Origin of the sequence: Collinsella sp. TF11-5AC (assembly GCF_003436775.1) — a bacterium.
Taxonomy (GTDB): domain Bacteria; phylum Actinomycetota; class Coriobacteriia; order Coriobacteriales; family Coriobacteriaceae; genus Collinsella.
This window is the reverse complement of record NZ_QSQO01000015.1, coordinates 356-15,567: the sequence shown is the minus strand read 5'-3', so window position 1 is coordinate 15,567 and position 15,212 is coordinate 356. Positions and strand designations below refer to the sequence as shown.

General features: G+C 58.1%; 10 protein-coding genes. 4 read left to right on the top strand and 6 right to left on the bottom strand.

The window, feature by feature from the left end; translation table 11 throughout:
* Positions 1–3: 3 nt before the first annotated feature.
* The 3 genes from murJ to uvrA form a co-directional block, all read right to left on the bottom strand.
* Positions 4–1,584 carry a murein biosynthesis integral membrane protein MurJ gene (gene murJ / locus DXD16_RS07300; protein ID WP_117655647.1) on the bottom strand — a complete coding sequence of 527 codons (1,581 nt, stop codon included), beginning with the start codon at positions 1,582–1,584 and terminating at the stop codon, positions 4–6.
* 105 nt (positions 1,585–1,689) lie between these two features.
* Positions 1,690–2,190 carry a Cys-tRNA(Pro) deacylase gene (gene ybaK, locus DXD16_RS07295; RefSeq protein ID WP_089573609.1) on the bottom strand — a complete coding sequence of 167 codons (501 nt, stop codon included), beginning with the start codon at positions 2,188–2,190 and terminating at the stop codon, positions 1,690–1,692.
* Positions 2,191–2,322: 132 nt separating this feature from the next.
* A complete protein-coding gene (uvrA, locus tag DXD16_RS07290) occupies positions 2,323–5,202 on the bottom strand; it encodes an excinuclease ABC subunit UvrA (RefSeq protein WP_117655646.1) in 2,880 nt (959 codons plus the stop codon).
* Positions 5,203–5,395: 193 nt separating this feature from the next.
* On the opposite strand from uvrA, the gene DXD16_RS07285 reads away from it, so the two are divergent.
* From DXD16_RS07285 to DXD16_RS07270, 4 genes are all read left to right on the top strand, one after another.
* Positions 5,396–7,549: an LTA synthase family protein gene (locus DXD16_RS07285; RefSeq protein WP_158551646.1), complete on the top strand. Its 2,154-nt coding sequence runs from the start codon at positions 5,396–5,398 to the stop codon at positions 7,547–7,549.
* Positions 7,550–7,694: 145 nt separating this feature from the next.
* Entirely contained in the window at positions 7,695–8,525 is an 831-nt protein-coding gene (locus tag DXD16_RS07280) for an Mrp/NBP35 family ATP-binding protein (RefSeq protein ID WP_022094864.1), read from the top strand.
* Positions 8,526–9,797 carry an NAD(P)/FAD-dependent oxidoreductase gene (locus DXD16_RS07275; RefSeq protein WP_117564881.1) on the top strand — a complete coding sequence of 424 codons (1,272 nt, stop codon included), beginning with the start codon at positions 8,526–8,528 and terminating at the stop codon, positions 9,795–9,797. It begins immediately after the preceding gene.
* A gap of 80 nt (positions 9,798–9,877) precedes the next feature.
* Entirely contained in the window at positions 9,878–11,518 is a 1,641-nt protein-coding gene (locus tag DXD16_RS07270) for an NAD(P)/FAD-dependent oxidoreductase (protein WP_117655644.1), read from the top strand.
* 65 nt (positions 11,519–11,583) lie between these two features.
* On the opposite strand, the gene uvrB is transcribed toward DXD16_RS07270, so the two are convergent.
* Genes uvrB through coaE form a run of 3 tightly spaced genes read right to left on the bottom strand, consistent with a single transcriptional unit; the run spans position 11,584 to position 15,091 of the window.
* Positions 11,584–13,824 (bottom strand): excinuclease ABC subunit UvrB, encoded by a 2,241-nt coding sequence (gene uvrB / locus DXD16_RS07265; protein ID WP_089573604.1) that lies wholly within the window; start codon positions 13,822–13,824, stop codon positions 11,584–11,586.
* Positions 13,825–13,875: 51 nt separating this feature from the next.
* Positions 13,876–14,457 carry a lytic transglycosylase domain-containing protein gene (locus DXD16_RS07260; protein ID WP_089573603.1) on the bottom strand — a complete coding sequence of 194 codons (582 nt, stop codon included), beginning with the start codon at positions 14,455–14,457 and terminating at the stop codon, positions 13,876–13,878.
* Positions 14,450–15,091 (bottom strand): dephospho-CoA kinase, encoded by a 642-nt coding sequence (coaE, locus tag DXD16_RS07255; protein WP_117564883.1) that lies wholly within the window; start codon positions 15,089–15,091, stop codon positions 14,450–14,452. Before coaE ends, DXD16_RS07260 begins: the two co-directional genes overlap by 8 nt.
* Positions 15,092–15,212: the final 121 nt, after the last annotated feature.

Here is a 15,212-nt window from a genome sequence, read left to right as displayed (position 1 = left end):
CACCTACTTGCGACGAATCAGCGCCGAGACCTCGGGCATCTTAAGGACGACGGCAAGGCCAAAGGTAACAGCAAGCGAGACGACACCCGCAACGCAAACGTAGCCAAGAGTAATCAGAATCGAGCCGCCAAGTGCCCCGACAAAGTGCTCAAGCGCCCACATGACGCCGGCGCCTGCGGCAGCACCCAGGCCACCGAGCAAAAGGCCAAAGAAACCGCCATGCAGGATAGATTTAACCTGAAGACCACGCAGACGACGACGCAGCCACCACAGCGAGCAACCGACCAAGATCACGTAGTCGACGACATACGAAAGCGCGATTGCCGGCATACCGAAGCCCAGCACAACGCCAAACAGCAGAACCGAGCCGGCCTGGCCGATGGCGGAATACAGGCAATAGCGGCTATAGGGCTTCATGTCGAGCAAGGCAGAGAAGCTCTTCTGCATCAGCACGACCACGCCGTAGAGCGGCAGCGAGAACGCCAAGTAGACAAGGAACTCGGACACCAGCGCCACGCCGGACTCATCGAACTTGCCAGCGCAGTAGATCATGTTGAGCGGACGCGCGAAGACAATCAGGTACAGCGCGAACGGAACCAGGAAGAACAGCATCTGGGCGACGCCACGCGAAATGCCCGTGCGAACGCTGTCGTAATCCTTCTCCTGTGCGTCGTGAGAGAGCTCGGTATAGAGCGCCGTCGAAAGCGAGGCGGCAATCAGCGCGTAGGGCAGCGTGTACCACAGGCGCGCATAGGCGATGACGGAAGGACCGGTCTCGGGCTGGACCACCAGCGCGGCAGCGTTCGTGATAGAAGTCGAGACAAACATGCACACCGTAGCGAGCAGCGTCGGGATACCGAGCGCAATCGTCTGGCGCAGTGCGGGGTCCTTAAAGTCGATATGGATATGGGGATGCACGCCGTGCTTGCCAAGCGCGGGGATCTGACAAGCCATCTGAACAAAGACACCGAGGGTCGTACCGGCCGCAATCAAGATGATGCCGGCACGTTCGCCAAACTGTGCGGACACGGGCGCAAAGCCCATAAAGCTCGCAATGACGATCACATTGTTGAGGACCGGGGCAAACGTCGACCAGAAGTAGTCGCGGTGTGCGTTGAGAACGCCCGAGAACACCGAGCCCAAACCATAAAACAGAATCTGGATGGCGAAGAAACGGAACATGAACGCAGCGGTATCCATGCTGCCGCCGTCACCCGAAAGGAACGATTGCGTCCAAATAAAGCCCGGAGCGAACACGGTCCCCAGCAACGAAATGCCACCCAGCACCAATAGCAGAATACCGAGCAGGTTGCCCACGTACTCGTTCGAGGCCTCGCGACCCTGCTCACGCCTCACGCCCATGTACACGGGCAAAAACGCCGTCACGAGCATGCCGCCCATCACGAGTTCGTAGAGCATATTGGGCAGGTTGTTGGCGACCTGATAGGAGGACGAGAGCAGCGACATGCCGATAGCGGCCGCCATTGCCCATGTGCGGATAAAGCCGGTGACGCGAGACACGATGGTCAGGATGGTCATAAGCCCGGCGGAACGACCAACCGTGGAGTAGTCCGACGAGCCCATATCATCAGTGCCATCTCGCGACGAAGAAGCTTCGGATGAGGGTGTCTGAGGCGCAGATTCTTTTGCAAAATGAGCTCCGCACTTCAATTCTTCCTGCGGCATCGCTCAGTCCTCTCTCGTAATCGGGGCGACCGTCGCCCCGCAAAATGCAATTAAATCATCGGGTGCAAGCTCAAGCTGATAACCACGCTTGCCTCCCGAAATAAAAATGGTATCCCAAAGGACACATGTCTCATCAATGAGCGTCCGGTAGCGTTTTTTCATACCGACCGGACTGCAGCCGCCGCGAACGTAGCCAGTCGCCGCAAGCAAATCCTTCACATGCATCATGGCCAAGGACTTCTCCCCCGCGGCACGCGCGGCGGACTTTAGATCGAGCTCGTCGGCAACAGGGATGCAGCACACGACATGGTCGTTGGACGGCGTCACGCAGACCAAGGTCTTAAATCCTTGTCCGGGCTCCTCGCCAAGCTGCTCCGAAATCGCGACCCCCAGGCCCGCCGACTCATCACCATCGTCTTCGTACGTATGTAGAACATAGGAAATGCCGGCGCTTTCCAGCTCGCGCATCGCATTGGTTTTTGGCGTCTTTACAGCCTTTGCCATGGCATATCCTTTCCCTCGCATTCGGACGCAAGGATTAAGTATATGTCCAATTCGGCTGCATACGTCACTTCGACACAGCAAGCGCCATCGAATCACAAGGAGTCGATGGCGCCCATAAACTGAATCGCCTATTTATTGAGCATCAAGTTGAGCCTGACGCTCCCGGTCACGCCTGAGCAACGGCGCCAAAAACTTGCCCGTATAACTTTGCGGACAGTCCGCAACCTGCTCCGGTGTGCCCGAAACCACGACGGTTCCGCCGCCGTTACCGCCCTCGGGGCCCATATCGATCAGGCGGTCGGCAACCTTGATGACATCAAGGTTGTGTTCAATCACCAGCACCGTGTTGCCCGCATCGACCAAGCGCTGCAGCACATCGAGCAGCTGGCGGACGTCCTCAAAATGAAGGCCGGTCGTCGGCTCATCCAAAATATAGAACGTCTTGCCCGTCTGGCGTCGATGAAGCTCCTTGGCGAGCTTCACACGCTGCGCCTCGCCGCCCGAGAGCGTCGTGGCGGGCTGGCCCAGGCTCACGTAGCCCAAGCCTACATCGTACAGCGTCTGGAGCTTGCGCTTAATCTGCGGGATATTCCCAAAGAAGGCCAGTGCCTCGGTGACGCTCATGTCGAGCACGTCCGAGATGGTCTTACCACGGTAGGTGACCTCAAGCGTCTCGCGGTTATAGCGTTTGCCGCCGCAGACCTCACAGGGGACATAGATATCGGGAAGGAAGTGCATCTCGATCTTAATTTGTCCGTCGCCCTTGCATGCTTCGCAGCGACCGCCGCTCACGTTAAAGGAGAAACGTCCCGGCGAGTAGCCACGCGCCTTCGACTCCGGCGTACTCGCAAACAGCGCGCGAAGATCATCCCACAGGCCAATGTACGTAGCAGGGTTGGAACGCGGCGTGCGACCAATCGGCGACTGGTCGATATCGATAACCTTATCGATACACTCGATGCCCTCGATTTTCTTATACGGACCCACAGGGCGCGTCGAACGGTGAATGGCATTCGTAAGGGCAGGCGCGATGGTGTCGGTAACCAGGGAGCTCTTACCCGATCCCGACACGCCGGTAACGACCGTAAGCGTACCAAACTCGATCTTGGCGGTAACGTTTTTGAGGTTGTTGGCGCGGGCGCCCGTGATCTTAAGGCAGCCGCGACCGGGCTTGCGGCGTTCATCGGGAACCCGAATCATTCGCTTGCCGGTCAGGTAGGCACCCGTCATCGAATCGGGGCACGCCATGATATCGGCAGGCGTTCCCGCGGCGACCACGTGTCCGCCGTTCACGCCCGCGCCGGGGCCCATGTCGATCACATAGTCGGCAGCACGAATCGTATCCTCATCATGCTCGACGACGATGACGGTATTGCCGATATCGCGTAGGCGCTCAAGCGTCTTGATCAGGCGCTCGTTATCACGCTGATGGAGGCCAATCGATGGCTCGTCCAAAATGTACAGGACACCCATGAGGCCGGCGCCGATCTGCGTTGCCAGGCGAATGCGCTGGGCCTCGCCTCCGGAAAGCGTCGCCGAGGCACGATCGAGGGTCAGATAGTCGAGTCCGACATCGACCAGAAAACGCAAGCGCTCCAGGATTTCCTTGACGATGCGCCCGCCGATAAACTGTTGGCGCTCGGTGAGTTCCAGGCCCTCAAAAAACTCGAGCGACTCACGGCACGACAGACAACAAACCTCGTAAATGGACTTGCCGCCCACGGTGACGGCGAGCATCTCGGGGCGCAAACGAGCGCCGTGGCAGCTCGAGCACGGCTCCTCGCGGATGTACTTCTCCAAGCGCGCCTTGGTGTTCTCATTCGTCGTCTCGGTATAGCGCTCGTACAGGATATTGCGCACACCCGAGAACTTGGTGTCCCACTGGCTGCGGCGCCCATCGAGCTTTTGATAGTCGACCGAAATCTTCTGGTCGCCCATGCCGTCTAAAAACGCACGACACACCCGCGGAGGCAGATCCTCCCACGGCGTATCGACGCTCACCTTAAAGTGTTTGCAGACCGCAGCGAAAATCTGCGGATAGTAGTTAGAGTTGCCAAACAGGCTGCCAAAGACCCCGTCGGCGATCGACTTCGAGGGGTCTTCGATTAGGGCCTCGGCATCGACCGTCTTCTTAAAGCCCAGGCCATCGCACTCGGGGCACGCGCCATAGGGCGCGTTGAACGAGAAATCACGCGGCTGCAGGTCATCGATGGAGTGTCCATGCTCCGGGCACGCTAACGCCAGCGAATACTCCAGCAACTCGCCTTCGGTCCCCTCGGGAGCGTCGCGGTCGGGCAGCAAGTATACGTTCACATTGCCGTGCGCCAGCGCAGTCGCCTGTTCAACGGACTCGGCAATACGGCCCAGCGAGTTCTCGCGAATCACGATGCGGTCGACCACGACCTCGATATCGTGCTTGAATTTCTTATCCAAATCGATAGGGTCATCAAGCGAGCGAACCTCGCCGTCGACACGCACGCGGCTAAAGCCCTCGGCGCGAAGGTCCTCAAACAGCTTGGTGTACTCGCCTTTTCGCCCGCGCACCACCGGTGCCAGCACAAACGCGCGGCGGCCCTCCCCCGCCGCCAGGACCTTATCGGCGACCTGGTCGGTCGTCTGGCGCTCAATGACGCGGCCGCATTCGGGACAGTGCGGGGTGCCCACACGGGCGAACAGCAGACGCAGATAGTCATAAATCTCGGTTACGGTGCCAACCGTCGAGCGAGGGTTTTTAGATGTCGTCTTTTGGTCGATCGACACCGCCGGCGAAAGGCCGTCGATTGAATCCAAGTCGGGTTTGTCCATCTGGCCCAAGAACTGGCGCGCATAACTCGAAAGGCTCTCGACGTATCGACGCTGGCCCTCGGCATAGATAGTGTCGAATGCCAGCGAACTCTTGCCCGAGCCAGAAAGACCGGTAATGACCACGAGTTGGTCACGCGGAATGGAAACATCGATATCACGGAGGTTGTGCTCACGAGCGCCGCGAATAACGATAGAGGAATCAGACATGGAAGCTCCTTGCCTCCTATTGCATCGGATCATACTGCCGATGAGTTTAGCGCACTCGACGCGCACAGATGTTCGTAATACAAGATTCGCAGACCTTTAGCTTTGCGTATCGGGCGCTTTGTTTCTCGAAATGCCGTGGAAAGGTTACAGTAATCTAATACTGAACTTAATTTGCTGTACCAGAGGAACGTCCATGACCGAAGATATCCCCCTTGAAATCACTTCGAGCGACATGGCCAATCTGCCCATATTCATCGCCGTCCTTATCGTGGCCGCCGTCGTCGTGCGCGTGTATTTTTCAATCAAACGCAACGAAAAGCCACCCATTGCCCGCGTCTTTTGGTGCGCGACGCTCCTCATCCCGCTCGGCGTGGTAGCTGCATGGATTACGAATCAATCGCTCGTAAATGAGGGCAGCTCCCTATGGGTCCTTTCTTATTCGGCGCTCGGTGCTGCCGCCGTCATGCTTCTTGTCGAGCCCTTGGTTTCGGGACTTATCGACCAAACCGACCTTGCGACGGGAACGGTTGCCTGTATTTGCCGCGACATCCTTGTCATCGCCGCTGTTTCAGCGCTCTCGTTCGTTTCAATCGAAATTGCCTGCAACGAAACGTTCTATCGCATTCCCGCCAACTCATTCGGGTTTTCCGTCGGGTTGCTCGCGACGGTTCTGCTCTCCCTTTATTTGCTGGGACAGCGTCATGGAGGCGTCATGGTCCTCGTGCCCGTCGTCTGTTGCGTCCTTGGCATTGCCGAGCACTTCGTCATAACGTTTAAAGGCGAAGCCATCCTGCCAAGCGATATCTTGGCCCTTGGCACCGCAATGGAAGTGAGCGAGGGATACGAGTTTACCTTTACCGCCGGAATCGTAACCTCTCTCGCCCTGCTGGAGATTTCCCTGGGGCTTCTTTCGCTCATCCGACCGCGAAAGCTCCGTACGCCCACCCATGTCTTCCCCGCTATCGCCGCTAACCTCTGTGCTTTTCTGCTAGTGACCGTTGTGGGGCTCTCAGGCTTTTCCAACATCGACTTGGAGCAGGCGCTGGATTTTGGATTTGACCGTTGGCAGCCCATCACCACGTATGCGTCTCAGGGTTTTATCACTTCGTTCACCGAAATGGTCAACGAGTTGCCCATTGAGAAGCCCGAAGACTATACGCCCGATGAGGCGCAGAGCATCGAGCAGGAGCTCGCCGCCGTCTACGACAGCACATATGGCTCGAGCGAACAGCGCGCGGCGGCCGTTGCCCAGTTCAATGAAATCAAGCCGACGATTGTTGCCATCATGAACGAGAGTTTTAGCGACCTTTCGTGCTTTGAGCAGCTCCAGGCGGCCGGGTACTCCGGCCCCGCATTCTACAACTCGCTTCCCGACACACTTGTTCGCGGCACCATGCTCGCTTCGGTCGCCGGTGGCGGAACGGCGAACTCCGAATTCGAATTTTTGACCGGAGCGACAACGGCCTTTGTCGGATTAGGCAAGATCCCCTATCAGCTGTATCAGATGAATGGCGTAAACAGCCTGGCAAAGGACCTTAAAGAGCTTGGGTATACCACTACCGCTATGCACCCGCAAAACCCCGTCAACTACCATCGAGATAAAATCTATCAGCAGCTGGGCTTTGGAGACTTTCTTTCAATCGGCGATTTCGAAGGTGCGCCCTATTACCATGCCGGCGTATGCGACTACGCCACCTACGACAAGATACTCGACCTGCTTAGAACCGACGAAGCGCCGCAGTTCATCTTTGACGTCACGATGCAAAATCACGGCGGCTACGACTATGGCACCGTTCCCGCCGAAGAGCTGACAAACTATTGGGTCGAGGGAGCCAGCGAAGGCGCCAACAGCGCGCTCAACACCTATCTCACCTGCATCAACGCATCCGACCGGGACCTCGAGTACTTTATCAACGAGCTCCGCAACATCGGCAGACCGGTTGTTCTTGTCTTTTTTGGCGACCATCAGCCGAGCGCCGCAACGACTCTCAACGACGAGCTGTACCCTCAGGAAGATACGGCAAGCCACGCTTTCCGTATCTATCAGTCGACATATCTCGTCTGGGCTAACTATGAGATCGCCGGCAATACCGAGCTCAACGTCTACGACACCGTCGGGGCAAACGAGATTGCAGCCATTACCCTTAATAAGATCGGCGCCCCGCTCACCAATCACCAAAAGGCCCTGCTTGCGACAAGGTCAGATGTGCCCACCATCAATGTCGCCGGCTATCTCGGTGCCGACGGGCTGCGCTACGACTTGGAATCGGAAGACAGCCCCTACGCCTCGACGATCGACAAGCTGCAGCGCATGCAATACCTCGAGTTCGCCAGCAAAGTTCAGTAAGCCCGCCCATTCGCTTGGGCCCATCGTATTGCAAGCACGCTCGGCCCAAACGCATCGCAAATGACTCCCGCTCGCAAACGAGGGTACAATGACGCTCGTGTCACATCGCGGGGCCCCGGCCCCAGCATATACAAAGGAGTCATACATGGGTTGCGAACACGCACAGGCCGCCGGCGGACAAACGTCGCCGTCGCAATTTGAGGAGAACACGCTGTCCGAGGTCAAGCGCGTCATCGCCGTGCTTTCCGGCAAGGGCGGTGTCGGCAAGTCATTTGTCACCGGTGCCATCGCCACCGAGCTTGCCCGTCACGGCCACAAGGTCGGCGTCCTCGATGCCGACATCACCGGTCCCTCTATCCCCAAGATGTTCGGTATGAGTGGACGCCACGTCCATGCCCTTGGCAACCTTATGCTGCCCGAAATCTCCGAGCACGGCGTCAAGGTCATGAGCTCCAACCTGCTGCTCCAAAACGAGACCGACCCCGTCCTTTGGCGCGGTCCGGTCATCGCAGGCGCCATTAGGCAGTTCTGGAGCGAGACCTCGTGGGGCCCCATCGACTACCTGCTGGTCGACATGCCTCCGGGAACAGGCGACGTCGCGCTCACCGTCTTCCAGTCGCTGCCCGTCGACGGCATCGTCATCGTCACGAGCCCGCAGGATCTGGTCTCGATGATCGTCGCCAAGGCGGTCAACATGGCCGAGAAGATGAACGTCCCCATTCTGGGCATTGTCGAGAACATGAGCTATATTGAGTGCCCCGACTGCGGCAAGAAGATCGAGGTCTTTGGCAAGAGCAAGCTCCCCGAGGTCGCAGAGCGCTATAACCTCGACATCTTGGGGCAGCTTCCCATTAATCCGGCACTCGCCGAGGCCTGCGATAAGGGCGAGGTCGAGACCGCGCTGCCCGATGGCATGTTGCCCAAGGCAGTCTCTGCCGTCGAGGCTATTACCCCGCACGAGACCGACGAGGCCTAAGTGAACGCGAGCGCCTTCTATGACGTCCTGGTAATCGGCGGCGGGGCTTCAGGCCTCGCCGCCGCCATTACGGCCGCACGCGTTGGCAAAAGCGTCTGCATCGTTGAGCGCGATGTCGCCTGCGGCCTTAAGCTCCTTGCGACCGGTAACGGCCGCTGCAACCTCTCCAACGAATCGATCGATCCTCAGCGGTATAACCACCCAGCATTCGTCACATCCGTCATGGGCCCCCAGCCCGAACAAGAGCTTATGGGTTTCTTCTCCTCGCTGGGTATCATGACAACCTCCGAGGAAGGCCGGCTGTACCCGCGCTCCCTTCGCGCCGAATCGGTGCGCGACGCGCTTCTCAACGTTTGCGACCGCCTAGGTATCACCTTAATCTGCGGAGCCTACGTTGCCTCGGCGCACAAAGCTTCCGAAGGCTGGGCACTCCAAATAGACCGTCCAGCGCGGGCGCTCAAGGCAAAAAAGCACGACGACCGAAAATCGGAGCTCCGCTCGCTTCGGAAAGCGCTCGCTGATGTCCCTCGCAAGAACGTGGCCCTGCAGGCACATGCCGTAATTATCGCCACGGGCGGCAACCCCACCGGTATCGCCGATACGTTTCGCCTCCCCCTCACTTCGCTGCGCCCCATCCTCTGCCCCGTATCGGCAACGGTCTTTGGCGATCGGGCGGCGCTCAAGACGTTGGATGGCCTGCGCGTCCGCGCCCGCTTGACGCTCGCCCGCAATCATAATGAGCTCTGGCACGAAGACGGTGAAGTGCTGTTTCGAACCTTCGGTATCTCGGGCGTCGCTGTCTTCAACCTCTCTCGTCGTATCCAGCACGGCGATACGATCCTGCTCGACGTTTTCCCCGACCTCTCCAAAGACGAGTTGCTCGATACGCTCAACCGGCGCGTTGAGCTGCTCGGCGGCTTTTCGCCCCGCGATCCCCGTTGGCTCGACGGCATGCTCGCCCCGCAACTCTCCCGCGTCGTCTGCACAGCGTTCGAGCAGTGCCATCCAGGCTCCAACGATGTCATCCACCTGGTCTCGATCCTCAAGCACTTTAAGTTGCTCGTCAAGGGAACAGCCGAGGAGCGCTCAGCGCAGGTCACGCGTGGTGGCGTATCTGTCGAGAGCATCTCAACACCCAGCCTACGCGCGCGCAGCGTTGTCGACGCCCCGCTTTACGTCTGCGGTGAAGCGCTCGACATCGACGCCGATTGCGGAGGCTTTAACCTTGCGTGGGCCTGGATCTCGGGCATTCGCGCTGCAAGCAGCCTGTAGCCGCGCAGTCTATAATCAAAAACGCATTCGGGCCGTCTGGGATACCGGACGGCCTCTTTCTTGCCTCTAAGGAGACCTCGATGATCGAAATCACCCAAGTCAACGCGTCGCTCGATGAAGCCGACGATGAAAATGCCTGTCTCATTGTTGGCAAGCGAGTCGCCAAGCGCGTCCTACGTTGCAAGGACTCCGAGATCAAGTCCATCGAGCTCCACCGCAAGTCAATCGACGCTCGCAAAAAACGAGACGTCCATTTTATCCTGAGCTTTCGTGTTGAGCTGACTAGTCCCCACCTCGAGCGAGAAGCGGTCGACAGCGTTGCCGAGCGTGACCGCTCGCGCGTACGCGCGATAGAAGACGATGAGCCTTCATTCCCCTCCCCCGCCTCCGACGTACCTCAAGAACGCCCTGTCGTTGTCGGCGCCGGATGCGCCGGCCTTTTCGCTGCGCTTACGCTCGCCGAAGCAGGTCTTAAGCCCTTGCTCATCGAGCGCGGCGACCCGGCATTTCGCCGCTCGCAGGCGATCGACCTCTTTCTAAAGGAGCGCATCCTCGACCCCGAGAGCAATATCCAGTTTGGCCTGGGCGGCGCGGGGACCTTCTCGGACGGCAAGCTCAATACGGGAACCAAAAATCCCGCCCATCGCCTTATCCTCGAAACCTTCGTCGAGGCGGGTGCGCCCCGCGATATTCTGTGGGATGCCAAGCCGCACATTGGCTCCGACATCCTTCCCACGGTCGTCACCGCTATATCCCAGCGCATCGAGCAGCTCGGAGGTGTCGTCCGTTATCGAACGAAGCTCGTCGACATTCGCATCGACGCGTCTGGCGCCATCACCGGTATTGATGTCCAATCGTCCCAAGACACCGCTTGCGAGCCAATCGAGACAAAGCACCTCATCCTCGCCTGCGGGCATTCTGCTCGCGATATTTTTGAGCTCCTTAAGGACCACAACGTGGTCCTCGCACAAAAGACCTTTGCCATGGGCGTTCGCATCGAGCATCCGCAGCGCGACATCGACCGAGCCCAATTCGGAGCCTCGGCGGGACATCCTGCCCTCGGAGCAGCCCCCTACAAGCTCGTCGCCCATCTTCCCAACGGCCGCAGCGTGTTCTCGTTTTGCATGTGTCCCGGCGGGCAGGTTGTCGCCGCCTCTTCCGAGCAGGGCCACTTGTGCGTCAACGGCGCCAGTCTCAATGCCCGCGACGGACGCAACGCAAATGCCGCCCTGCTCGTTAACGTCACGCCTGAGGACCTTCCCAACGATGACCCACTCGCCGGCATCGAGCTCCAGCGCGCCTGCGAGGCGGCCGCCTACCGCCTGGGCGGTTCCAACTGGAACGCACCGGCACAGCTCGTCGGAGATTTCCTCGCAGGACGCGCCAGCAAGGCGCCCGGAAAGGTAAAGCCCACCTATCCGCTCGGTGTGACCTGGACGGCAATTGACGAAGCCCTGCCGCAGCATATCGTCGAGTCGCTCCGCCTGGGACTTCCCCTACTTGGAAAAAAGCTACGAGGCTACGACCGCTCCGATGCTGTCCTTACCGGCGTGGAGACTCGCTCGAGCTCACCGGTCACCGTCACCCGAGACCGAACATGCCATGCCGTGTCGACCCCGGGCCTCTACCCTTGCGGTGAGGGAGCTGGATATGCCGGCGGCATCATGAGCGCCGCCACCGACGGCATCCGTTGTGCCGAAGCCCTGATCGCAGACCTCTAACGCACGAATTCCAGCGCGCAAAAGACGCATGCCCCGAGCTCCGCAGGGAACTCGGGGCATGTTCGCTATTTCTTAAACCGTGCACCCTGGCGTTTTCTGCCCGATGCGAACGTGGAACCCTTGCGAGCCTGCGAACGTAAGCGCTCGATCGTCTCGTCCTCAGACGCACCCTCGAGCATCGCCCGAATCTGAACGACGGCATCGCGCAGGCGCGCCGCCTCCTCAAAGTCCATGGCGGCAGAAGCGTTACGCATATCCTCTTCCATGGTTTCGACGATCCGCACGAGCTCGTCATGCGGCAGTTCTTCCAACTGCTCCGCAAGTGTCTGCTCGGGCGCCACCGTTTCCGGCACGCCACCCTCGCCCGACTCATCGGGCGTATAGAATGCGCCATGGCCAAGAGAGTCGCCCTTCGAGCGTCCCTTGGAACCCACGGTTTTTTCGGCCTCGGCAATAAAACTTGAGATGTCGTTGATGGCCTTGCGCACCGTCTTGGGCACAATGCCATGCTCTTCGTTATATGCCATCTGAATCTCGCGACGGCGCTGCGTCTCCTCGATGGCCTCTTTCATCGAATCGGTCACAACGTCAGCATACATGATGACTTCGCCATCGGCGTTACGGGCCGCGCGGCCAATCGTCTGAATCAGCGAACGGCGGTTGCGCAAGAAGCCTTCCTTATCGGCATCGAGAATTGCCACCAGTGAGACCTCGGGAAGATCCAAGCCCTCGCGAAGCAGGTTGATGCCAACGAGAACATCGATCTTGCCCTCGCGCAGCGTTCGCAGGATCTCGACACGATCCATTGTCGCCGTATCAGAATGCATGTAATTGACCTTAATGCCCGCATCAAGCAGATGGTCGGTCAGGTCCTCGGCCATGCGCTTGGTCAACGTGGTCACCAGCACGCGCTCCTTGCGGGCAACGCGCTCGCGAATCTCGTCCTCAAGATCGTCAATCTGACCGCGAACCGGACGCACATCGATCTTGGGATCGAGCAGGCCGGTCGGACGAATAATCTGCTCAACATCGTTCTGGCTCACCCGCAGCTCGTAGTCGCCCGGCGTGGCCGAAACGTAGATGAACTGGGGGATCCTTGCCTCAAACTCATCGAAACGAAGCGGGCGGTTATCGAGTGCCGAAGGAAGGCGAAAACCGTGTTCCACCAGCGTCACCTTACGCGAGCGGTCACCTTCGTGCATGCCGCGAATCTGCGGCACCGTCACATGGCTCTCATCGATGATGCAGAGCATGTCCTTAGGGAAGTAATCGATCAGGGTAAACGGCGGCTCGCCCGGTTTTCGACCGTCCAGATGACGCGAGTAGTTCTCGATGCCGTTGCAAAAACCCATCGTCTCGAGCATCTCAAGATCATAATCGGTGCGCTGCTGCAGACGCTGCGCCTCGAGCAACTTATCAGTCGCCTTGAGCTCCGCCACGCGCTTCTCGCACTCTTCGCTGATCGATTTCAGAGCCGCCTTGACCTTCGGCTTCTCGGTCACGTAGTGCGATGCCGGCCATACGGGGATGGCCTCGTACTCACGAAGCATCTCACCGGTAACCTCATCGATCTCGGCAATCAGCTCGACCTCGTCGCCAAAGAACTCAAACCGCAACGGATGCTCGGCATAAGGCGGATACACGTCGACAACATCGCCGCGCACGCGGAACGTGCCGCGCGCCAGGTCATAGTCATTGCGATCATATTGAATGTCGATAAGTGCATGGATAAAGTCATCGCGCTCGAGCGGCACCTTCTTGTCGACGTTTGGAGCCAGACCCGCATAGTCCTCAGGAGAGCCAATGCCATAGATACACGAGACCGATGCGACAACGATCACATCGCGTCGAGAGAGCAGTGACGCGGTCGCCTGATGGCGCAGCATCTCGACCTCTTCGTTAATCGAGGAGTCTTTCTCGATATATGTATCGCTTTGCGGCACATACGCCTCGGGCTGATAGTAGTCGTAGTACGAGACAAAGTAGACCACAGCGTTGTTGGGAAAGAACTCTTTGAGCTCGCTCGCAAGCTGAGCGGCGAGCGTTTTATTGGGAGCCATGACCAGCGTCGGCTTCCCCAGGGCCTCAATAGTCTTAGCCATCGTGAAGGTCTTGCCCGAACCAGTCACGCCCAGCAAAACCTGATAGCGATCTCCGTCCCTCACACCCTGCACAAGCGACTCAATGGCCTTAGGCTGAGAACCTGCAGGCTCATAGGGAGACACGACCTCAAACGGCACCTCAGAGCCCTCAACGCCAAAACGTTTGAGCTCTCCTCCAACACGCTCAACTTCAAATTCCGCCATGGATACTCCTAACTCATATATCTGCAGTATACGCAGGCGGCAGGCATAGTCCTATACGAACCGATCGGGATAGAGGGTCTTGTAGCGAACCCAGGCATTATTGACACGAATCAGATACGCCTGCGTCTCGGGAAAGGTGATTGCATTATGAAGCGACGTGCTCTGCTGCGCCCATCCGTCGACATTGCCCATGCCGGCGTTATAGGCGGCAATGGCGCTGTCAGTCGACCCGTTAAAATACGTTAGAAGATACGAAAGATACGCACAGCCAAACTCGATGTTCGTAGCGGGATCGTTAAGGTTGTCGGCGGAATACTCGCTACCATCGACAAGACCCTTGGCAATCATATCCTGGGCAGTCTCGGGCATCAGCTGCATCAATCCCCGAGCGCCTTGATTCGACTCAGCCTCGGGATCCCAATTCGATTCCGACTTTATGACAGCACACACCAGATATGGATCAAGATTGTGCGAAATGCTCGATTGCTTTACATACGCCTCGTAGTCAATTGGATACAAAGGCTTAAAGAAGGCGGCAGGAGCATACGAGTAGACGAGCGAAATAAAGCCGAAGACGAGCACAACGGCAAGTGGCGCAACGCGATACCACGTAAAGAAACGTGTCTTAGGCATCGGCCTCCTCCTTATCCGTTACATCCCCGAAGCCATGGCGCACAAGCCATGCGTCCAGTTGTTCAAAGAGCGAATTATCGCCTCCCGCATTATCGATTACCGTCGTAGCGAGATTGCAAAGCGAAGCCTCATCAGGTTGGCATGCAGAGCGAGCATCAAAATCAGAGGACTCCATACCACGATGAATGGCACGCTCGCGACGAACTGCCAAAGGAGCACTGATAACCAGAATTTCATCAGCCAGGCCAAAAGCATCCTCAAAACCAGTCGGGGCAGAAACCTCGACAACCGCAAAGGGATAACGGGGGGACGAAACCGTACAACAAACCGGATCGAGAATCCTAAGCGAAAGCTGTTCAATGAGAACGGGGTGCACAAGGCCATTGAGCCGTGCGACCGAATCAGGAGAAGCGAAAGCTCGAGAAGCGAGGATGCTGCGGCGAATGCCGCCCTCCTCATCCAAAATATCCCAGCCAAATTCTTCCGCGAGGGCATTGACGATATCGGAGCCTGGCACATACAGCGATTTGGCAAGCTCGTCCAGATCGATAAGCATGGCGCCATGAGATTCGAGATAGCGGCAGGCAGTCGACTTACCCGAAGCAATATTGCCCAAGACAAAAACGGTAAACATCAAGTCCTCCCTAACGCCAATGGGAGTTATTATCGCGCAAATACAAAAGAAGGACTCAAAATACAGCCAAACAGTAAGACAAGCTAAAAGAAGGCGAGTTCTTGTATTACAGCTCTTTATA

Bases quoted from the DNA above. Each gene is read 5' to 3' on its own strand.
- murJ (WP_117655647.1), bottom strand. From the start codon at position 1,584: ATGGGCTCGTCGGACTACTCCACGGTTGGTCGTTCCGCCGGGCTTATG.
- ybaK (WP_089573609.1), bottom strand. From the start codon at position 2,190: ATGGCAAAGGCTGTAAAGACGCCAAAAACCAATGCGATGCGCGAGCTG.
- uvrA (WP_117655646.1), bottom strand. From the start codon at position 5,202: ATGTCTGATTCCTCTATCGTTATTCGCGGCGCTCGTGAGCACAACCTC.
- DXD16_RS07285 (WP_158551646.1), top strand. From the start codon at position 5,396: ATGACCGAAGATATCCCCCTTGAAATCACTTCGAGCGACATGGCCAAT.
- DXD16_RS07280 (WP_022094864.1), top strand. From the start codon at position 7,695: ATGGGTTGCGAACACGCACAGGCCGCCGGCGGACAAACGTCGCCGTCG.
- DXD16_RS07270 (WP_117655644.1), top strand. From the start codon at position 9,878: ATGATCGAAATCACCCAAGTCAACGCGTCGCTCGATGAAGCCGACGAT.
- uvrB (WP_089573604.1), bottom strand. From the start codon at position 13,824: ATGGCGGAATTTGAAGTTGAGCGTGTTGGAGGAGAGCTCAAACGTTTT.
- DXD16_RS07260 (WP_089573603.1), bottom strand. From the start codon at position 14,457: ATGCCTAAGACACGTTTCTTTACGTGGTATCGCGTTGCGCCACTTGCC.
- coaE (WP_117564883.1), bottom strand. From the start codon at position 15,091: ATGTTTACCGTTTTTGTCTTGGGCAATATTGCTTCGGGTAAGTCGACT.